This is a genomic window from Pseudomonas sp. Os17 (assembly GCF_001547895.1).
Taxonomy (GTDB): domain Bacteria; phylum Pseudomonadota; class Gammaproteobacteria; order Pseudomonadales; family Pseudomonadaceae; genus Aquipseudomonas.
Genome location: NZ_AP014627.1, coordinates 5,529,858 through 5,549,947, shown reverse-complemented (window position 1 = coordinate 5,549,947; position 20,090 = coordinate 5,529,858). Strand labels below are relative to the sequence as shown.

The following is a 20,090-nucleotide window of genomic DNA, read 5'->3' as shown; positions in this document are numbered from 1 at the left end:
CTTGCAGGAGTCTGCTTGCCGGCGAATGGGCTCTGAGATTGCCTTTGCCGGCAACTCGGCTCCTGCGGGGCGGGTTTTGCGGGCATAAAAAAAGCACCCCGAAGGGTGCTTTTTTTGTCGCTGGCGCTTAGCGCTTCAGCGAGGCCGGCAGGTGCGGCTGGATGGCGGTCAGGACCGCTTTGAAGCATTTGGTGTTGCCGGCTACCACATGGCCTTTTTCCAGGAAGTCGTGACCGCCGGTGAAGTCGCTCACCAGGCCGCCGGCTTCTTGAATCAGCAGGGCGCCTGCTGCCATGTCCCATTCGGACAGGCCCGACTCCCAGAACGCATCGAAACGACCGGCGGCGACGTAGGCCAGGTCCAGGCTCGCAGCGCCAGCGCGGCGAATACCGGCGGTCTGGCCCACCAGGGCGCGGAACATGCCCAGGTAGTTGTCGAGGTTGTCCATTTGGTCGTCACGGAACGGGAAGCCGGTGCCCAGCAGGGCGCCGTCGAGGCTGGTGCGACCGCTGACCCGCAGGCGGCGACCGTTCAGCTGGGCGCCACGGCCGCGGCTGGCGGTGAATTCTTCCTGGCGAACCGGATCGAGGACCACGGCGTGTTCCAGGCGGCCACGGTATTTGCAGGCGATGCTTACGGCAAAGTGCGGGATGCCACGCAGGAAGTTGGTGGTGCCGTCCAGTGGGTCGATGATCCACAGGTAGTCTTCACCTTCGCCGCTACCGGCATGCAGGCCGGTTTCTTCGCCGAGGATGGCGTGGGTCGGGTAGGCCTTGCGCAATGCGTCGATGATCTTCTGCTCGGCGGCACGATCAACTTCGGATACGTAGTCTTTGGCGTCTTTTTCGTCGACCTTGATGGTATCCAGGCGCTCGATGGAGCGGAAAATCAATTCACTGGCGCTGCGGGCGGCGCGCAGCGCGATATTCAGCATTGGCTGCATGGATAGGTCACCTAAGGTTGTTAAAGAAAGCCGAGCATTCTAGCAGAAAACTTTTGCAGATGAAGGTCGGCGTTCGCTTTGATTGCATCGATCCGCTGTGTGGCGCAGTTCGAGGGTGTGGGTGCGCCTCGCTGGCCGACTACGCTTGATGGGCGGGTCGTTGGTTGTGGATGGTTATTTTTGAGGCGGGAGTCTTGCCTGTTCTGTAAGATTTGCTCCCCTTTCCCGTGTCCGAGAGCGCCTCCCTTGCTGCAGAACATTCGTGTCGTCCTGGTCAATACCAGTCATCCCGGCAATATCGGCGGGGCTGCGCGTGCCATGAAGAACATGGGCCTGTCGCGGCTGGTGCTGGTGGAGCCCCGGGTGTTTCCGTCCCATGAGGCCGATGCGCGGGCTTCCGGTGCCACCGATATCCTGGAGAGCGCCCAGGTGGTCGCCACCCTTGAGGAGGCCCTGGCCGGTTGCACTCTGGTATTTGGTACCAGTGCTCGTGATCGACGCATTCCCTGGCCGCTGCTGGATCCTCGTGAATCCGGCCTGAAAGTGGTGGAAGAGGCCGGGCAGGGTGCGCAGATCGCTCTGGTCTTCGGTCGTGAAGATTCCGGCCTGACCAATGACGAGCTGCAGCGATGTCATTTCCACGTGCATATCCCGTCGGACCCGGCGTTCAGCTCGCTGAACCTGGCCACGGCGGTGCAGGTGTTGACCTATGAAGTGCGCATGTCCTGGCTGGCGGCCCAAGGTCGGCCGACCAAGGTTGAGAAGGATGAAGTGGCCTCGCCGCGCAGTGAAGAGCTGGCGACCATTGATGAGTTGGAGCGGTTTTACGAGCATCTGCAGCAGACGCTGGTGGCCATCGACTTTCTCGATCCGGAAAAACCGCGGCACTTGATGGCGCGCCTGCGTCGGTTGTACGGTCGCAGCTCGGTCAGCCGGGCGGAAATGAATATATTGCGTGGCATTCTCACGGAAACCCAGAAAGCGGCCCGTGGAGAGCTACAAAAGCGGAAGGATCAATGATGTTCGAGCGTCTGCGTGAAGATATCCAAAGCGTATTTCATCGTGACCCGGCGGCGCGCAATGCGTTCGAGGTGCTGACCTGCTACCCGGGGATGCACGCGATCTGGATTCACCGCTTGTCCGCTGCCCTGTGGGGTATGGGCTGGAAATGGCTGGCGCGGCTGGTGTCGAACTTCGGTCGCTGGCTGACCGGGATCGAGATCCACCCGGGGGCCAAGGTGGGGCGTCGTTTCTTCATTGACCATGGCATGGGCATCGTCATTGGTGAAACCGCCGAGATCGGTGATGACGTCACGCTCTATCAGGGGGTGACCCTGGGCGGTACCAGCTGGAACAAGGGCAAGCGCCATCCGACCCTGGAGGACGGCGTGGTGGTGGGTGCGGGCGCCAAGGTGCTGGGCCCCTTCACGGTCGGTGCGGGGGCCAAGGTCGGTTCCAATGCGGTGGTGACCAAGGCGGTGCCGGCGGGCGCGACAGTGGTCGGCATTCCGGGGCGGATCATCATGAAGTCCAGTGACGAGCAGGAAGCCAAGCGCAAGGCGATGGCGGAGAAGCTCGGTTTCGATGCCTATGGCGTCAGCGAGGACATGCCTGATCCGGTGGCGCGGGCCATTGGTCAGTTGCTCGACCACCTGCAGGCGGTGGACGCTCGCCTGGAGGGTGTGTGCGGCGCTCTGAAGGATCTGGGCAGTGACTACTGCGCCAAGGATCTGCCAGTCCTGCGAGAGGAAGACTTCGCAGCAGTCAAAGGCAAGAGCGACAGCCAGATCGGCTGATGGCCTGGCCGGCGGCTCCTCGTCCAGGGGGCCGCTTGCCGGCGAAAGGGGGCTGAGGCGCCCTGGGTGACCCGCAGGTCAGTTGTCGGCAACCCGCTGTGCCATTACGTCGCGGACTTTGCTATGATTCGCGCGCTCTTTTGCGGGTAAACCCGACTAAAGTAGTTGGTCTTATAGTTGACCTGATTACTCGGGTATTGCATACTCGCCTCCATTCCGAAACTCCGTGGTACTTGTCCATGCGACTGACTACTAAAGGCCGATACGCGGTGACCGCCATGCTTGATCTGGCGTTGCACGCGCAACATGGCCCGGTCTCCCTGGCCGATATCTCTGAGCGCCAAGGCATTTCCCTGTCCTACCTCGAACAGCTTTTCGCCAAACTGCGTCGCAGTAATCTGGTGTCCAGCGTCCGTGGTCCGGGTGGCGGCTATCAGCTGTCCCGCGACATGCAGGGGATCCAGGTGGCCCAGGTGATCGATGCCGTGAACGAATCGGTCGATGCCACCAAATGCCAGGGGCTGGGTGATTGCCATGCCGGCGACACCTGCCTGACCCATCACCTGTGGTGCGACCTGAGCCTGCAGATCCACGAATTTCTGAGCGGTATCAGCTTGGCAGACCTTGTCACTCGCCGTGAGGTACAAGAAGTTGCCCAGCGTCAGGATCAGCGCCGTTGTAATGGCAAGGCGCCGCGCCTGGACAAGATTGAAGCGTCAGCCGTCGAATGACAGCCATAGAGCTAGCGGCACGCCAGCCAGCCTGATTTAGGAGAGAGTCCATGAAATTGCCGATTTACCTTGATTACTCTGCAACCACCCCGGTTGATCCGCGCGTGGCGCAGAAGATGAGTGAATGCCTGCTGGTCGACGGAAACTTCGGTAACCCGGCGTCCCGCTCCCACGTGTTTGGCTGGAAGGCCGAAGAGTCGGTGGAAAATGCCCGTCGCCAAGTGGCAGACCTGGTCAACGCCGACCCGCGTGAAATCGTCTGGACCTCCGGTGCCACCGAGTCCGACAACCTGGCAATCAAGGGTGTCGCGCATTTCTATCACACCAAGGGCAAGCACCTGATCACCTCGAAGATCGAGCACAAGGCTGTCCTGGACACCATGCGCCAGCTTGAGCGTGAAGGCTTCGAAGTGACCTACATCGAGCCGGGCGAAGACGGTCTGATCACTCCGGCCATGGTTGAAGCGGCTCTGCGTGACGACACCATCCTGGTTTCGATCATGCATGTGAACAACGAGATCGGCACCATCAACGACATCGCCGCCATCGGTGAGTTGACCCGCTCCAAAGGCGTCCTGTTCCACGTCGACGGCGCTCAGTCCACCGGCAAGGTCGAGATCGACCTGCAGGCCCTGAAAGTCGACCTGATGTCCTTCTCGGCCCACAAGACCTACGGTCCTAAAGGCATCGGCGCGCTGTACGTCAGCCGCAAGCCGCGGGTGCGCCTGGAAGCCACCATGCACGGCGGCGGTCACGAGCGCGGCATGCGTTCCGGCACCCTGGCCACTCACCAGATCGTCGGCATGGGCGAAGCCTTCCGCGTCGCCAAGGAAGACATGGCGGCCGAGAATGCCCGCATCAAGGCCTTGAGCGAGCGCTTCTACAAGCAGGTCGAGCACCTGGAAGAGCTGTACATCAACGGCAGCATGACTGCCCGCGTGCCGCACAACCTGAACCTGAGCTTCAACTACGTTGAAGGCGAGTCGCTGATCATGGCCCTCAAGGACCTGGCGGTGTCTTCCGGCTCGGCTTGCACTTCGGCGTCGCTTGAGCCTTCGTACGTGCTGCGCGCCCTGGGCCGCAACGACGAGCTGGCTCACAGCTCGATCCGCTTCACCTTCGGCCGCTTCACCACCGAAGAAGAAATCGATTACGCAGCGCAGAAAGTCTGCGAAGCCGTTACCAAGCTGCGCGCTTTGTCGCCGCTGTGGGACATGTACAAAGATGGCGTCGATATCTCGAAGATCGAGTGGGCGGCACACTGAATATAAGTCGCCGCACAGGGTTCTGTAGAACTTGCCGATAACGGCGATTTGCGGAACCCGAGAGCGACTCTCTGATGAGTGAGGATTAAGAATCATGGCTTACAGCGAAAAGGTCATCGACCACTACGAGAACCCGCGTAACGTCGGCAAGATGGACGCGGAAGATCCTGATGTCGGCACCGGCATGGTCGGCGCTCCCGCCTGCGGCGACGTGATGCGTCTGCAGATCAAGGTCAACGAGCAGGGCATCATCGAGGACGCCAAGTTCAAGACCTATGGCTGCGGTTCCGCCATTGCCTCCAGCTCCCTGGCCACTGAGTGGATGAAGGGCAAGACGCTGGATGAAGCCGAAACCATCAAGAACACCCAGCTGGCAGAAGAGCTGGCCCTGCCTCCAGTGAAGATTCACTGCTCGGTACTCGCCGAAGACGCCATCAAGGCCGCCGTTCGCGACTACAAGCAGAAGAAAGGCCTGATCTGATCGATCGGCTTTCACAGATTTGGCGACAAGTAAGGAGTCACGATGGCTATCAGCATGACAGAAGCGGCTGCTCAACACGTGCGACGCTCCCTCAACGGGCGCGGCAAGGGTGATGGGATTCGTCTGGGTGTTCGCACCACGGGCTGTTCCGGCCTTGCCTATGTGCTGGAGTTCGTCGACGAGATCGGCGAGGACGATCAGGTGTTCGAGAGTCACGGCGAGAAAGTGATCATCGACCCGAAAAGCCTGACCTATCTGGACGGCACCGAGCTTGATTTCGTCAAGGAAGGGTTGAACGAAGGCTTCAAGTTCAACAACCCCAACGTGCGCGGTGAATGTGGCTGCGGCGAAAGCTTCAACATCTGAGGCTTCCAGTGGGTACTCCTTGTCATTTCGCTTTATTTGAGCTGCAACCGAGCTTCCGCCTGGATCTCGAGCAGCTGGCCGCGCGCTACCGTGAGTTGGCGCGCGGGGTTCATCCTGACCGTTTTGCCGATGCGTCCGAGCGTGAGCAGCGCCTGGCCCTGGAGCAGTCGGCAAGCCTCAATGAGGCTTATCAGACGCTCAAGAGTCCGCCCAAGCGTGCCCGTTATCTGTTGGCGTTGAAGGGTGGCGAGTTGCCGCTGGAAGTCACGGTGCATGATCCCGAGTTTCTTCTGCAGCAGATGCAGTGGCGCGAAGAGCTCGAAGACTTGCAGGACAGCGCCGACCTGGCCGGCGTGGCGGCATTCAAGCGGCGGTTGAAGATTGCCCAGGATGAACTGAACGAAAGCTTCGCAGCCTGTTGGGATGATGCAGCGCAGCGCGAGCAGGCCGAGCGCCTGATGCGGCGCATGCAGTTCCTCGACAAGCTCACCTACGAAGTGCGCCAGTTAGAAGAGCGCCTCGACGATTAACCCAGTGCCGCTCCGGTCGCACGCCTGATATACAGATAAGTCCAGATAAGCATGGCCCTACTGCAGATCGCCGAACCCGGCCAAAGTCCTCAACCGCACCAGCGTCGCCTGGCTGTGGGAATCGACTTGGGCACTACCAATTCGCTGGTCGCTGCCTTGCGCAGTGGTCTTTCCGAGCCTCTGGCCGACGCGCAGGGTCAGGTGATTCTGCCGTCCGCCGTGCGTTATCACGCCGACCGCGTCGAAGTGGGCGAATCCGCCCGCCTGGCCGCGCCCACCGATCCCTTGAACACCGTGCTTTCGGTCAAGCGCCTGATGGGGCGCGGGCTGGCCGACGTCAAGCAGCTGGGCGAACAACTGCCCTATCGCTTCGTTGACGGCGAGTCGCACATGCCGTTCATCGAGACCATCCAGGGGCCGAAAAGCCCGGTGGAGGTCTCCGCGGAAGTGCTGAAGGTGTTGCGTCAGCGCGCTGAGGCGACCCTGGGTGGCGAGCTGGTGGGGGCGGTGATCACTGTTCCGGCCTATTTCGACGATGCCCAGCGTCAAGCCACCAAGGATGCGGCCAAGCTGGCCGGTCTGAATGTGCTGCGCTTGCTCAACGAACCGACCGCGGCTGCCGTGGCCTACGGCCTGGACCAGCACGCCGAGGGCGTGGTGGCGATCTATGACCTGGGTGGCGGTACCTTCGATATTTCCATCCTGCGCCTGACCGGCGGTGTCTTCGAGGTGCTGGCCACCGGCGGCGATACCGCCCTGGGTGGCGATGACTTCGATCACGCCATTGCCGGCTGGATCATCGAGGGCGCGGGCTTGTCCGCCGACCTGGATCCGGGCACTCAGCGCAACCTGTTGCAAACCGCCTGCGCGGCCAAGGAAGCCCTGACCCATGCCACCTCGGTGGAAGTGGTTTACGGTGACTGGCGCGCCGCGCTGACCCGCGAAACCTTCGATGCCCTGATCGAGCCCATGGTGGCGCGCAGCCTCAAGGCCTGCCGTCGAGCCGTTCGTGACTCCAATGTCGAATTGGACGAAGTGCAGGCAGTGGTCATGGTGGGCGGTTCGACCCGGGTGCCGCGAGTGCGGGAAGCGGTCGCCGAAATGTTCGGTCGCCAGCCGCTGACCGAAATCGACCCGGATCAAGTGGTGGCCATTGGTGCTGCGATCCAGGCCGATACGCTGGCCGGTAACAAGCGCGAAGGTGGCGAGTTGTTGCTGCTGGACGTGATTCCGCTGTCCCTGGGTCTGGAAACCATGGGCGGGCTGATGGAGAAGGTGATTCCGCGCAACACCACCATCCCGGTGGCCCGTGCCCAGGACTTCACGACTTACAAAGATGGCCAGACGGCCATGATGATTCATGTGCTGCAGGGCGAACGTGAGCTGATCAGCGACTGCCGCTCCCTGGCGCGCTTCGAATTGCGCGGCATCCCGCCGATGGTGGCGGGTGCGGCGAAGATCCGCGTGACCTTCCAGGTCGATGCCGACGGCCTGCTCAGCGTCTCGGCCCGGGAGCTGGGGTCGGGCGTGGAAGCCAGCATTCAGGTCAAGCCGTCCTACGGCCTGACCGACGGCGAGATCGCCAAGATGCTCAAGGACTCCTTCCAGTACGCCGGCGACGACAAGGTGGCCCGCGTGCTGCGGGAGCAGCAGGTTGATGCCCAGCGGCTGATCGAGGCCGTGCAAGGCGCTCTGGACGCGGACGGTGATCGCCTGCTGGACGCTGAAGAGCGCATGGTCATCGAGCTGCAGATGCAGGAACTGAGTGAATTGATGCGTGGTACCGATGGTTACGCCATCGAGCAGCAGACCAAGCGTCTGTCGCAAGTGACCGATGCCTTTGCTGCCCGCCGCCTGGATTCGACGGTGAAAGCCGCCCTGGCGGGGCGCAACCTGAATGAAATCGAGGAATAACTGATGCCGCAGATCATTTTTCTGCCACACGCCGTGTTCTGCCCGGACGGTCTGGTTGTCGAGGTCGAGCCCGGGGTTTCGGTGCTCGAGGTGGCCCATGACAACCACATCGAGATCGAGAGCGCCTGCGGCGGCGTCTGTGCCTGTACCACCTGCCACTGCATCATTCGTGAAGGGTTCGATTCGCTGAACGAAGCCGACGAACTGGAAGAAGACTTGCTGGACAAGGCCTGGGGCCTGGAAGCGCAATCGCGGCTGTCGTGCCAGGCCATCGTCGGCGACGAAGACCTGACCGTTGAAATTCCCAAGTACTCGCTCAACCATGCCGCCGAAGCGCCGCACTGATTCAAGGAGTCGTCATGAGTCTGAAGTGGGTTGATGTACTGGAAATCGCGATCCAGCTGGTTGAGTCCAAGCCCGATGTGGATCCGCGTTATGTGAACTTTGTCGATCTGCACCAATGGGTTCTGGCATTGCCGGAGTTCAGCGACGATCCGGCTCGCGGAGGCGAGAAGGTTCTTGAAGCAATTCAGGCCGCCTGGATCGACGAAGCGGACTGAATCCGCGGGCTACGCAGTTAGGCAATCCCTATAAACCCGCGTATAATTCGCGGGTTTAATTTTTCGCTTTAATCACCGTTTCTGGAGTTACACCATGGCTGTTCAACGTACTTTCTCCATCATCAAGCCTGACGCTGTTGCAAAAAACGTTATCGGCAAGATCGTTTCCCGTTTTGAAGAAGCCGGCCTGCGCGTTGTAGCTTCGAAAATGAAGCAACTGTCCAAGGCTGAAGCTGAAGGCTTCTACGCTGAGCACAGCGAGCGTGGCTTCTTCGGCGAACTGGTTGCCTTCATGACTTCCGGTCCAGTTGTTGTTCAGGTTCTGGAAGGCGAAAACGCCATCGCTCGCAACCGTGAGCTGATGGGCGCTACCAACCCTAAAGAAGCTGCTGCCGGCACCATCCGTGCTGACTTCGCCGAGTCCATCGACGCCAACGCCGTTCACGGTTCGGACTCCGAAGCTGCCGCTGCTCGCGAAATCGCTTACTTCTTCGCAGCTACTGAAGTAACCGCTCGCTGAGTAAGGCTTGCGTGTGAGGGGTGAGACCATGACTACATCGATCGGCAAAACTAACCTGTTGGGGCTGACTCAACCGGAAATGGAGAAATTCTTCGACTCAATCGGGGAGAAGCGTTTCCGTGCCGGTCAGGTAATGAAATGGATTCACCACTTTGGCGTCGATGATTTCGACGCCATGACGAATGTCGGCAAGGCCTTGCGCGAAAAGCTCAAGGCCGTTGCCGAGATTCGCGGTCCGGAAGTGGTCAGCGAGGACATCTCCAGCGATGGCACCCGTAAATGGGTGGTGCGCGTGGCGTCCGGCAGCTGCGTCGAGACCGTGTACATTCCCCAGGGCAAGCGCGGCACGCTGTGCGTTTCGTCCCAGGCAGGCTGTGCCCTGGACTGCAGTTTCTGCTCCACCGGCAAGCAAGGCTTCAATAGCAACCTTACCGCCGCCGAAGTCATCGGCCAGGTGTGGATTGCCAACAAATCCTTTGGCAGCGTCCCGGCGACCGTCGACCGTGCCATCACCAACGTGGTGATGATGGGCATGGGTGAGCCGCTGCTGAACTTCGACAACGTCATCGCGGCCATGCACCTGATGATGGACGACCTGGGCTACGGCATTTCCAAGCGCCGGGTGACCCTGTCCACCTCCGGCGTGGTGCCGATGATCGATGAGCTGGCCAAGCACATCGACGTCTCCCTGGCGTTGTCGCTGCACGCACCCAACGATGCGCTGCGCAACCAGCTGGTACCGATCAACAAGAAGTACCCGCTGAAGATGCTTCTCGAGTCCTGCCAGCGCTACATGTCCGCCCTGGGCGAGAAGCGCGTGCTGACCATCGAGTACACCCTGCTCAAGGATGTCAACGACAAGCTGGAACACGCCGTTGAAATGATCGAGTTGCTCAAGGACGTTCCTTGCAAGATCAACCTGATTCCGTTCAACCCGTTCCCTCACTCCGGCTACGAACGTCCGAGCAACAATGCCATTCGCCGTTTCCAGGACCAGCTGCATCACGCCGGCTTCAATGTCACCGTGCGCACGACTCGCGGTGAGGACATCGACGCCGCCTGCGGGCAGTTGGTCGGGCAGGTGCTGGACCGCACCCGTCGCAGCGAACGCTATATCGCCGTGCGTGAGTTGAGCGCCGACGCCGATATGCCGCAAAGCGCTGCGACCCGTACCTGAGAGAGGAACTCCATGACCCTGCGCTTCGCGCTGCTCCTGCTCGTTGCCAGTCTCTGTGCTGGCTGTGTTCTGTCGGGTGATTCCAATCCGCTGAACACCAGCAAGGGCCGCGATGAGGCGCGTGCCGCCTATGTGCAACTGGGGCTGGGTTATCTGCAGCAAGGCATGAGCGAGCGCGCCAAGGTTCCGTTGCGCAAGGCTCTGGAACTGGCTCCTGCCGATGCCGATGCCAATGCCGCCCTGGCGTTGGTGTTCCAGGCCGAGATGGAGCCGGCCCTGGCCGACGAGCATTTTCGCCAGGCCCTGGCGGCCCGTCCGGACGATGCGCGAATCCTCAATAACTACGGCAGTTTCCTGTTCGAAGAAAAACGTTACAAAGAGGCTTATCAGCGTTTTGAGCAAGCCGCGGCTGATACTCTGTACCCCGAACGTTCCCGGGTGTTTGAAAGCCTCGGGATGACCGCTTCGAAGCTGGGCCAGCGTGAGCTGGCCCGGTTGCAACTGGAAAAAGCCCTGCGCTTGAATCACCAACAGCCCCGCGCGTTGCTGGAAATGGCTGAGTTGTCTTACGAAGACAGGCATTATGTGCCCGCCCGCGACTATTACGATCGTTTTAGCCTGCTCGACGCGCAAAATGCACGTAGTCTATTGCTCGGCGTTCGGCTGGCAACGGTGTTCGAAGATCGCGACAAGGCCGCCAGTTACGGTCTGCAACTAAAACGACTTTATCCCGGTACGCCGGAATATCAGCAATACCTGTCGGAGCAATGATGAAAGCGGCGCATCCCGAAGTTCAAGCAGTGACTCGCGTAAACCCCGGTGAGACCCTGCGTCAGGCCCGCGAAAGCAATGGTTGGTCGCTGGCAGAAGTGGCCCACAAGCTCAACCTCACCGTGAGCTCTCTGAGCAACCTGGAAGCCGGCGCTTTCGACAAGCTGCCAGGGCATACCTTTGCTCGCGGCTATATCCGTGCCTATGCCAAGTTGCTGGGCATGGATCAGGCGATCCTGGTTCAGGAGTTCGATCAATACACCGGTACCGACTCTCAAGGCAGCAACGTTCACGCCCTGGGACGGATCGAGGAACCGGTACGGGTTTCCCATACCATCCTGCGCATTGTCAGCTTGCTGCTGCTGGTGGCGGTGGTCGGTGGCGGTTTCATCTGGTGGCAGGATCAATCCTCCCAGCGTGGCAAGGAGCCAGTGTCCCTGAGCCCTGAGCACGTTGAGGTCGAAGGGGCCGACGGCACCACGCAGATCCATCCGATCGACGAGCCCGAAGACCAGGCGGTTGCCGAAGGTCAGAGCGAAGCCCTGGACAACGCCGCACAAGACCAGAACCAGGCGAGCGCCGAGGCGCCGGCCAATCCGCCAGTTCCTGCGGCCCCGGCTCCCGTTGTGACGCCTGCGGCACCGACCGCTCCTGTGCATGCCGCCCCAACCACCGCGCCTGTTGCCAGCGCACCGGTAGCTCAGGCTCCGGCCGCCGCGCCCGCTGTGCCGGCAAATGCTGGCAATGCCGCAGCGCCGAGCTCGCCGGTTGCCGGTTCGGGTCAGGTACAGATCCAGTTCAGCGCCGATTGCTGGGCCCAGGTCATCGATGGCAACGGCAAGATTCTGCTCAGCGCCCTCAAGCGCAAGGGCGAGAACGTTGATGTCAGCGGCAAGCCACCTTTTGCCGTGCGTCTGGGTTATGCCCGTGGCGCACAAATCACTTACAACGGTCAGGCGGTGGATATCGCCCCGTTCACCAGTGGCGAGACTGCTCGCCTGAAGTTAGGTCAATAAGTCATGCACGGCGAATCTCCAATCAAACGTCGCGAGTCCCGCAAGATCTGGGTCGGCTCGGTACCGGTCGGCGGCGATGCGCCGATCGCGGTGCAGAGCATGACCAACAGCGACACCAACGACGTAGCGGCAACCGTCGCCCAGATCAACCGCCTGGAAGCCGCCGGTGTCGACATCGTCCGGGTTTCGGTGCCGGACATGGACGCCGCCGAAGCGTTCGGCCGGATCAAGCAGCAGGTCAAGGTGCCCCTGGTGGCCGACATTCACTTCGACTACAAGATCGCTTTGCGCGTGGCCGAGCTGGGTGTCGATTGCCTGCGGATCAACCCCGGCAACATCGGTCGCGAAGACCGGGTTCGCGCCGTGGTGGACGCCGCTCGTGATCGCGGGATCCCGATCCGTATCGGGGTCAACGCCGGCTCCTTGGAAAAGGACCTGCAGAAGAAGTACGGCGAGCCGACTCCGGCTGCTCTGGTCGAGTCTGCACTGCGTCATGTCGAGCACCTCGAACGCCTGAATTTCCAGGACTTCAAGGTCAGCGTTAAGGCTTCCGACGTGTTCATGGCGGTCGAAGCCTACCGTTTGCTGGCCAAGGAAATCATTCAACCCTTGCACCTGGGCATCACTGAAGCCGGTGGATTGCGTTCAGGCACGGTGAAATCCGCTGTCGGCCTCGGTATGCTGCTGGCCGAAGGGATTGGCGATACCATTCGCATCTCGTTGGCGGCCGACCCGGTCGAGGAAGTGAAGGTCGGCTACGACATTCTCAAGTCCCTGCACCTGCGTTCCCGTGGCATCAACTTCATCGCCTGCCCGAGCTGCTCGCGGCAGAATTTCGATGTGGTGAAAACCATGAACGAGCTGGAAGGGCGCCTTGAAGACCTGCTGGTGCCGTTGGATGTCGCCGTGATCGGTTGCGTGGTCAACGGCCCGGGTGAAGCCAAAGAGGCGCACATCGGTCTGACCGGCGGTACGCCGAACCTGATCTACATCGACGGCAAGCCGGCACAGAAACTGACCAATGACAATCTGGTGGACGAGCTCGAAAAGCTGATCCGGCAGAAGGCGGCCGAAAAGGTCGAAGCCGACGCAGCGCTGATCGCTCGCGGCTAACCGAACGTATTTAAGGATTTTTTGTGAGCAAGTCTCTGCAAGCCATTCGTGGCATGAATGACATCCTGCCCGAGCAGACGCCCCTGTGGCGTTATTTTGAGGGTACCGTGGCGCGTCTGCTGGATAACTACGGCTACAAGCAGATCCGCATGCCGATCGTCGAGTTCACCGAGCTGTTCAAGCGCTCCATCGGTGAAGTGACCGACATCGTCGAAAAAGAGATGTACACCTTCGAGGACCGCAACGGCGACTCCCTGACCTTGCGTCCGGAAGGCACCGCGGCTTGCGTTCGCGCGGCCCTGGAGCATGGCCTGACCGGTGCTGGCCAGGTGCAGAAACTGTGGTACATCGGCCCGATGTTCCGTCACGAGCGTCCACAGAAAGGCCGTTATCGCCAGTTCCACCAGATCGGTCTGGAGGTGTTCAACCTCGACGGTCCGGATATCGACGCCGAGCTGATCGTGCTGACCTGGCGCCTGTGGGGCGAGCTGGGCATCCGTGATGCGGTGAAGCTTGAACTCAACAGCCTGGGTACTTCCGAAGCCCGTGCCCGCTATCGCGATGCTCTGGTGGAATTCCTCTCGGCCCGTCACGACAAACTGGACGAAGACAGCCAGCGTCGCCTGAAGAGCAACCCGCTGCGGGTTCTGGACACCAAGGATCCAGGCACCCAGGCCGTACTGGTGGACGCGCCGAAGCTGGCCGACTACCTCGACGAAGAATCCCGGGTTCACTTCGAGGGCCTCAAGGCTCGCCTGGATGCCGCCGGGATTCCTTATGTGATCAACCCGAAGCTGGTCCGCGGCCTGGATTACTACAGCAAGACCGTTTTCGAATGGGTGACCGACAAGCTCGGTGCCCAGGGCACCGTCTGCGCGGGTGGCCGTTATGACGGCCTGGTGGAGCAGATGGGCGGCAAGCCGACCTCGGGCGTGGGTTTCGCCATGGGTATCGAGCGTCTGGTGCTGATGCTGGAAACCCTGGAGCAGGTGCCGGAATCGATTTCCCGCCAGGTGGATGTCTACCTCTGCGCCTTTGGCGAGGCTGCCGAATTGGCGGGGCTGGCCCTGAGCGAGCGGGTACGCGACCAGTTGCCCAACCTGCGCCTGCAGGTCAACGCCGGTGGCGGCAGCTTCAAGAGCCAATTCAAGAAGGCCGACAAGAGCGGTGCGTTGTACGCGCTGATCCTCGGTGACGACGAGCTGGCCCAGCAAGTGGTAGGTTTCAAACCCCTGCGTGGCCAGGGCGAACAACAAAGCATTGCCTGGGATGCGCTCGCGGCGCACCTGGCCACCTGCGTCGTGCAGGGTTGAAGCTGTCAAACAGCCGAATTAGCGAATAAGGAGTATTGGGGTGTCGAGTACCGAAGACGAACAGCTGGCGGAATTGAAAGACTGGTGGCAGCGCAACGGCAAACCTCTGGTGACCGGCGGTCTGCTGGCTCTGGTCATCGTGTTTGGCTGGCAGGCCTGGCACAAGTATCAGAACAATCAGTCGCAAGGCGCTTCGGTGCTCTATCAGCAACTGCTGGAAACCACGCTGACACCGGATGGCAAGCCTGATGCCGCCCGCGTTGCGGACCTGGCCGGCAAGCTCAACAGCGAGTTCGGCGGCACCGCCTACGCGCAGTACGGCAGTCTGTTCGTCGCCAAGGTGGCGGTCGACACCGGCAAGCTGGATGATGCAGCGGCGCAACTGAAGGCCATCGCCGACAAGCCTGCGAACCCGACCTTGGGTGAAGTGGCGCGTCAGCGCCTGGCCCAGGTGCTGGCGGCGCAGAACAAGGCCGACGAAGCCCTGAAACTGCTCGACGGCGATGCCGACAAGGCCTTCCTGGCAACCCGTGAAGAGCTCAAGGGCGATCTGCTGGTGCAGTTGGGCCGTGTCGATGAAGCTCATGCGGCATATCAAAAAGCCAAGGCAGCGCTCTCGGATGAAGCGGCGGTCGGTGGCTTACAAATCAAGCTGGACGACCTGGCCAAAGGGGATGCATGACGTGATCCGTTGGAAACATGCAGCATTGCTGGCTCTGGCCTTGTTGGCCGCGGGTTGCAGCAGCAACAGCAAGAAAGAACTGCCGCCGGCTGAGCTGGTCGACTTCAAAGAAGAAGTGGTCCTGCAGAAGCAGTGGAGCCGTTCGATCGGTGACGGTCAGGGCGAAACCTACAACATGCTGGTACCGGCCATCGATGGTGACACCATCTATGCCGCCGACGTCACCGGTGTGGTGGTTTCCATGGATCGCATGAACGGCGACGTCAAATGGAAGAAAGATCTCGAACTGCCTGTTTCCGGCGCCGTGGGCGTGGGTTATGGCCTGGTCATGATCGGCACCCTGAAAGGCGAAGTGGTTGCCCTGGATGCTTCCAGCGGTGAAGAGAAGTGGCGTACCCGTGTGACCAGTGAAGTTCTGGCTCCGCCTGCCACCAACGGTGACGTGGTGGTGGTGCAGACTCAGGATGATCGGGTGATTGGCCTTGATGCCAGCACCGGTCATCAGATCTGGCTGTACGACAGCACCCCGGCGGTACTGACCCTGCGGGGCACCAGTGCCCCCTTGGCGACCAACCGTCTGGCCCTGGCCGGTCTTTCCACTGGCAAGGTGGTGGCTCTGGATATCCGCAACGGCGTGCCGGTGTGGGAGCAGCGCATCGCCATTCCACAAGGTCGTTCCGAACTGGATCGCGTAGTGGACATCGACGGCGGCCTGCTGCTGTCCGGCGGCACGCTGTATGTCGCCAGTTACCAGGGGCGTGTGGTTGCCCTGGACCTGGAGAGCGGTCGTCCGCTGTGGCAGCGTGATGCGTCCAGCTATGCCGGCGTGGCACAAGGTTTTGGCAGCGTCTATGTCAGCCTGTCCTCGGGCACCGTGGAAGGCGTGGACGAGCGTTCGACCACCGCCCTGTGGAGCAACGACTCCCTGGCTCGACGTCAACTGTCGGCGCCGGAAGTCTTCTCCAGCTACGTGGCTGTAGGTGACCTGGAAGGTTATCTGCACCTGCTGAGCCAGGTTGACGGTCGTTTCGTCGGCCGTACGCGCATTGACAGCGATGGCCTGCGCGCCCGTCCGCTGGTGGTGGGCGACATGATTTATGTGTATGGCAACAGCGGCAAACTGGAAGCCCTGACCATCAAGTAATGGTTTGACTATGCTTGGGGTTGATTCCCCAAGCGGCCTTGTCTCGACAAGGTTCGCAGCACTTCAAGGTGCTGCCCCGAGCACCAGCCGCTGCCTCGCAGCGGCTTTTGTATTTTCGCAATTAACGCAGTGGAGAGCCGCATGGTTCCCGTAATCGCCCTGGTGGGCCGACCTAACGTCGGCAAGTCCACCTTGTTCAACCGCCTGACTCGGACTCGCGACGCCATTGTCGGCGACCTGTCCGGTCTGACCCGTGATCGCCAATACGGTGAGGCCAAGTGGCAAGGGCGTACCTATATTCTGATCGACACCGGTGGTATTTCCGGTGACGAGCATGGCATGGACGAAAAAATGGCCGAGCAGTCGCTGCTGGCCATTGAAGAAGCTGATGTGGTGTTGTTCCTGGTGGACGCCAAGGCCGGGTTTACCGCGGCCGACCAGATGATCGGCGAGCACCTGCGCAAACGTAACAAGACCTCCTACGTGATCGCCAACAAGGTCGACAACATCGACCCGGACATGGCCCGCGCCGAGTTCGCGCCATTGGGCATGGGCGATGCGATCCCGATCGCCGGTGCCCATGGCCGCGGCATCACCCAGATGCTGGAAATCGCCCTGCGCGAATTCCCCAAGGATGACGCCGACGAGCCGGAGGAAGGTGAAGAAGAGATCGTCGCCGAAGGCGAGGAAGCCAAGCGCATTCCGGGCCCGAGCGAGAAGGACGGGATCAAGATCGCCATCATCGGGCGTCCCAACGTCGGCAAGTCGACCCTGGTCAACCGCATGCTCGGTGAAGATCGGGTCATCGTCTATGACCAGCCCGGCACCACCCGCGACAGCATCTACATCCCGTTCGAGCGCAACGACGAGAAGTACACGCTGATCGACACCGCCGGTGTGCGCAAGCGCGGCAAGATCCACGAGGAAGTCGAAAAGTTCTCGGTGGTCAAAACCCTGCAGGCGATCAAGGACGCCAACGTGGTGATCTTCGTCATGGACGCCCGCGAAGGCGTGGTGGATCACGACCTGAACCTGCTGGGCTTTGCCCTGGAAGCCGGTCGGGCCCTGGTGATTGCCCTGAACAAGTGGGACGGCATGCAGCCAAGCGAGCGCGACTACGTGAAGACCGAGCTGCAGCGGCGGTTGTTCTTCGTCGACTTCGCCGATATCCACTTCATCTCGGCACTGCACGGCACGGGCGTGGGCAACCTCTACCAGTCGGTGCAGAACTCGTTCAAGTCGGCGGTGACCCGCTGGCCGACCAGCCGCCTGACCCAGATTCTCGAAGACGCCGTTGGCGAGCATGCGCCGCCCATGGTCAACAACCGTCGGATCAAGTTGCGCTACGCCCACTTGGGCGGTGCCAACCCGCCGCTGATCGTGATTCACGGCAACCAGGTGGAGAAGGTACCCAAGTCCTACGTGCGTTACCTGGAAAACACCTACCGTCGGGTGCTGAAGCTGGTGGGCACGCCGATCCGTATCGAGTTCAAAGGTGGCGAGAACCCATACGAAGGCAACAAGAACACGCTCACCGACCGCCAGGTCAACAAGAAGCGTCGTTTGATGTCGCACCACAAGAAGGCCGACAAGAAGCGCCGCGACAAGCGCTAAACAGCAGCGGCAGCTGCAAGGGACGAGCTGCAAGTGAGGGTAGGGAAGTCTTGCCGCTCGTGGCTTGCAGCTTGAAGCAGCGACTGAAGAAGGGGCCTTGGGGCCCCTTTTTTAATCGCCGCGCTTTGGGCTATTCTCGGGACCTCCCGCGCCGCCGTAGAGCCGGGTGTTCAGCAGGGAACCCTCATGATCACCAGTAAGCTGCCGCATGTCGGCACCACCATCTTCACGCAAATGTCCCAGCTCGCGGTGGAAACCGGAGCGCTCAACCTGTCCCAGGGCTTTCCTGATTTCGATGGTCCCCAGGCCTTGCGCGACGCGGTTGGCCGGCATATCGCCAATGGCCATAACCAATACGCCCCCATGACCGGTTTGCCGGCTCTGCGCCAACAGGTGGCGGCGAAAATCGCTCGCAGCTATGGCGTCGAGGTCAATGCCGACAGCGAAGTGACCATCACTCCTGGCGCGACCCAGGCCATTTTCTGTGCCATCCAGGCGGTGATTCAGCGTGGCGACGAGGTCATCGTTTTCGATCCCTGTTACGACAGTTATGAGCCGGCAGTGGAGCTGGCCGGTGGCCGCTGTGTGCATGTGCAGCTCGGGCTCGAGGACTTTGCCATCGACTGGCAGCAGCTTGGCCAAGCCTTGAGTCCGCGTACGCGGATGATCATCCTCAACACCCCGCACAACCCCAGTGGCGCCTTGATCAGCTGGGCCGAGCTGGATCAGCTGGCAGCGTTGATCCGTGATCGCGACATCTACCTGGTCAGCGACGAGGTGTATGAACATCTGGTATTCGACGGTGTGCCCCATGTCAGCGTATTGGCTCACGAGGAGCTGTATAAACGGGCCTTCGTTGTCAGTTCCTTCGGCAAGACTTACCACGTGACTGGCTGGAAGACGGGATATGTGGTTGCGCCACCGGCCCTGAGCGCCGAGCTGCGCAAGGTGCATCAATATGTCAGCTTCTGCGGCGTGACCCCTTTGCAGTACGCTCTGGCGGATTTCATGGCCCAGTGCCCGGAACATGTCGAGGAACTGCCGGCCTTCTATCAGGCCAAGCGTGATCTGTTCTGCGACTTGCTGAGCGCTTCGCGTTTCAGCTTCACCCGGGTGGCCGGTACTTACTTTCAACTGGTGGACTATGCGCAGATTCGTCCGGACTTGAATGACGTCGACATGGCGAAATGGATGACCCGCGAACATGGCGTGGCCGCCATTCCGGTGTCGGTGTTCTATCGGCAGCCGCCCCAGGGGCAGCGTCTGGTACGACTGTGTTTCGCCAAACGCGAGGAGACGCTGCGTCAGGCAGCGGAGAAACTATGCGTGATCTGAGTGCATTACCCGATCTGAATCTGGCGTTGATTCAGACCACCCTGGCCTGGCATGACCGCCAGGCCAACTTCGAACACTTTGAGCAGTTGCTGGAGCAGGCCCGCGGTGCCGATCTGATCATCCTGCCGGAGATGTTCACCACCGGATTTTCCATGGAGTCCAGCACCCTGGCAGAGGCTGAGAACGGCCCCACCAGCAAGTGGCTGCGCTGCCAGGCGAAGAGGCTTGATGCGGTGATCACGGGGAGCGTGATCATCCAGGCGGCGGATGGCAGCCACCGTAACCGCCTGTTGTGGGCACGCCCCGACGGCGAAGTCTGGCATTACGACAAGCGCCATCTGTTCCGCATGGCCGGCGAGCACAATCACTTCACTCCGGGCGAGCGCCAGGTGCAGTTCGAGCTCAAGGGCTGGCGCATTCGTCCGCTGATCTGCTACGACCTGCGCTTTCCGGTGTGGAGTCGCGATGCCCAGGACACCGATCTGCTGCTGTACACCGCCAATTGGCCGGGCGCCCGGCGCTTGCACTGGAACCGCCTGCTACCGGCCCGGGCCATTGAAAATCTTTGCTATGTGGCGGCGGTCAACCGGATCGGCACTGACGGCAAGGGCTTCGCCTACACCGGTGACAGCCAGGTGCTGGATTATCAGGGCGAAACCCTGCTTAGCGCCGGGGAAGCGGATGGGGTGTTTCAGGTGCGCCTGAATGCCGGCGAGCTGGCGGCCTACCGCGCACGCTTTCCAGCCAACCTCGATGCCGACACTTTCATGTTCACTTAGGGGCAGATCGCCGCACACTTTTTTACAGGTTGCCGATATC

General features: G+C 61.1%; 22 protein-coding genes. 21 read left to right on the top strand and 1 reads right to left on the bottom strand.

Annotated features, from left to right (window positions below; genetic code table 11):
• Window positions 1-127 precede the first annotated feature (127 nt).
• Window positions 128-943: a type III secretion system regulator SuhB gene (suhB, locus tag POS17_RS24390; RefSeq protein WP_011063220.1), complete on the bottom strand. Its 816-nt coding sequence runs from the start codon at window positions 941-943 to the stop codon at window positions 128-130.
• Between the two features lie 246 nt (window positions 944-1,189).
• Here suhB and trmJ point away from each other — a divergent pair, with 246 nt between their 5' ends.
• From trmJ to POS17_RS24285, 21 genes are all read left to right on the top strand, one after another.
• Complete coding sequence (gene trmJ, locus POS17_RS24385; protein WP_060840885.1) at window positions 1,190-1,963, top strand: tRNA (cytosine(32)/uridine(32)-2'-O)-methyltransferase TrmJ; 774 nt, start codon at window positions 1,190-1,192, stop codon at window positions 1,961-1,963.
• On the top strand, window positions 1,963-2,739 hold the full coding sequence (gene cysE, locus POS17_RS24380; RefSeq protein ID WP_060840884.1) for a serine O-acetyltransferase: 777 nt from the start codon (window positions 1,963-1,965) through the stop codon (window positions 2,737-2,739). The genes trmJ and cysE overlap by 1 nt, the downstream gene beginning before the upstream one ends.
• Window positions 2,740-2,978: 239 nt before the next feature.
• On the top strand, window positions 2,979-3,470 hold the full coding sequence (iscR, locus tag POS17_RS24375) for a Fe-S cluster assembly transcriptional regulator IscR (RefSeq protein WP_011063217.1): 492 nt from the start codon (window positions 2,979-2,981) through the stop codon (window positions 3,468-3,470).
• Window positions 3,471-3,520: 50 nt separating this feature from the next.
• Entirely contained in the window at window positions 3,521-4,735 is a 1,215-nt protein-coding gene (locus POS17_RS24370) for an IscS subfamily cysteine desulfurase (protein ID WP_060840883.1), read from the top strand.
• A 94-nt stretch (window positions 4,736-4,829) separates the two neighbouring features.
• Window positions 4,830-5,216, top strand: a complete 387-nt coding sequence (gene iscU / locus POS17_RS24365) for a Fe-S cluster assembly scaffold IscU (RefSeq protein WP_003443374.1) — start codon at window positions 4,830-4,832, stop codon at window positions 5,214-5,216.
• Window positions 5,217-5,258: 42 nt separating this feature from the next.
• Window positions 5,259-5,582, top strand: coding sequence for an iron-sulfur cluster assembly protein IscA (gene iscA, locus POS17_RS24360; protein ID WP_007929524.1), 324 nt, complete (start codon window positions 5,259-5,261; stop codon window positions 5,580-5,582).
• Between the two features lie 8 nt (window positions 5,583-5,590).
• Complete coding sequence (hscB, locus tag POS17_RS24355) at window positions 5,591-6,112, top strand: co-chaperone HscB (RefSeq protein WP_060840882.1); 522 nt, start codon at window positions 5,591-5,593, stop codon at window positions 6,110-6,112.
• A 51-nt stretch (window positions 6,113-6,163) separates the two neighbouring features.
• A complete protein-coding gene (gene hscA, locus POS17_RS24350; RefSeq protein ID WP_060840881.1) occupies window positions 6,164-8,026 on the top strand; it encodes a Fe-S protein assembly chaperone HscA in 1,863 nt (620 codons plus the stop codon).
• Between the two features lie 3 nt (window positions 8,027-8,029).
• Window positions 8,030-8,371: an ISC system 2Fe-2S type ferredoxin gene (gene fdx / locus POS17_RS24345; RefSeq protein WP_011063213.1), complete on the top strand. Its 342-nt coding sequence runs from the start codon at window positions 8,030-8,032 to the stop codon at window positions 8,369-8,371.
• Window positions 8,372-8,385: 14 nt separating this feature from the next.
• Window positions 8,386-8,586 (top strand): Fe-S cluster assembly protein IscX, encoded by a 201-nt coding sequence (gene iscX / locus POS17_RS24340; RefSeq protein ID WP_060840880.1) that lies wholly within the window; start codon window positions 8,386-8,388, stop codon window positions 8,584-8,586.
• A gap of 94 nt (window positions 8,587-8,680) precedes the next feature.
• Window positions 8,681-9,106, top strand: a complete 426-nt coding sequence (ndk, locus tag POS17_RS24335) for a nucleoside-diphosphate kinase (protein WP_025129556.1) — start codon at window positions 8,681-8,683, stop codon at window positions 9,104-9,106.
• Window positions 9,107-9,134: 28 nt separating this feature from the next.
• Window positions 9,135-10,283, top strand: coding sequence for a 23S rRNA (adenine(2503)-C(2))-methyltransferase RlmN (rlmN, locus tag POS17_RS24330; RefSeq protein ID WP_060840879.1), 1,149 nt, complete (start codon window positions 9,135-9,137; stop codon window positions 10,281-10,283).
• 12 nt (window positions 10,284-10,295) lie between these two features.
• Window positions 10,296-11,054: a type IV pilus biogenesis/stability protein PilW gene (gene pilW / locus POS17_RS24325; protein ID WP_060840878.1), complete on the top strand. Its 759-nt coding sequence runs from the start codon at window positions 10,296-10,298 to the stop codon at window positions 11,052-11,054.
• On the top strand, window positions 11,054-12,070 hold the full coding sequence (locus tag POS17_RS24320) for a RodZ domain-containing protein (protein ID WP_060840877.1): 1,017 nt from the start codon (window positions 11,054-11,056) through the stop codon (window positions 12,068-12,070). Before pilW ends, POS17_RS24320 begins: the two co-directional genes overlap by 1 nt.
• Before the next feature lie 3 nt (window positions 12,071-12,073).
• Entirely contained in the window at window positions 12,074-13,183 is a 1,110-nt protein-coding gene (gene ispG / locus POS17_RS24315) for a flavodoxin-dependent (E)-4-hydroxy-3-methylbut-2-enyl-diphosphate synthase (RefSeq protein WP_016968333.1), read from the top strand.
• Between the two features lie 23 nt (window positions 13,184-13,206).
• Entirely contained in the window at window positions 13,207-14,496 is a 1,290-nt protein-coding gene (gene hisS / locus POS17_RS24310; RefSeq protein WP_060840876.1) for a histidine--tRNA ligase, read from the top strand.
• Between the two features lie 40 nt (window positions 14,497-14,536).
• The gene (locus POS17_RS24305) at window positions 14,537-15,178 is read left to right on the top strand and encodes a tetratricopeptide repeat protein (RefSeq protein ID WP_016968331.1); all 642 of its coding nucleotides are present in this window, start codon (window positions 14,537-14,539) and stop codon (window positions 15,176-15,178) included.
• Entirely contained in the window at window positions 15,171-16,322 is a 1,152-nt protein-coding gene (gene bamB, locus POS17_RS24300; RefSeq protein ID WP_060840875.1) for an outer membrane protein assembly factor BamB, read from the top strand. Before POS17_RS24305 ends, bamB begins: the two co-directional genes overlap by 8 nt.
• A gap of 141 nt (window positions 16,323-16,463) precedes the next feature.
• On the top strand, window positions 16,464-17,936 hold the full coding sequence (gene der, locus POS17_RS24295) for a ribosome biogenesis GTPase Der (protein ID WP_016968329.1): 1,473 nt from the start codon (window positions 16,464-16,466) through the stop codon (window positions 17,934-17,936).
• Window positions 17,937-18,122: 186 nt separating this feature from the next.
• Window positions 18,123-19,271, top strand: coding sequence for a pyridoxal phosphate-dependent aminotransferase (locus POS17_RS24290; protein WP_060840874.1), 1,149 nt, complete (start codon window positions 18,123-18,125; stop codon window positions 19,269-19,271).
• Window positions 19,259-20,050: an amidohydrolase gene (locus tag POS17_RS24285; RefSeq protein WP_060840873.1), complete on the top strand. Its 792-nt coding sequence runs from the start codon at window positions 19,259-19,261 to the stop codon at window positions 20,048-20,050. Before POS17_RS24290 ends, POS17_RS24285 begins: the two co-directional genes overlap by 13 nt.
• Window positions 20,051-20,090 lie beyond the last annotated feature (40 nt).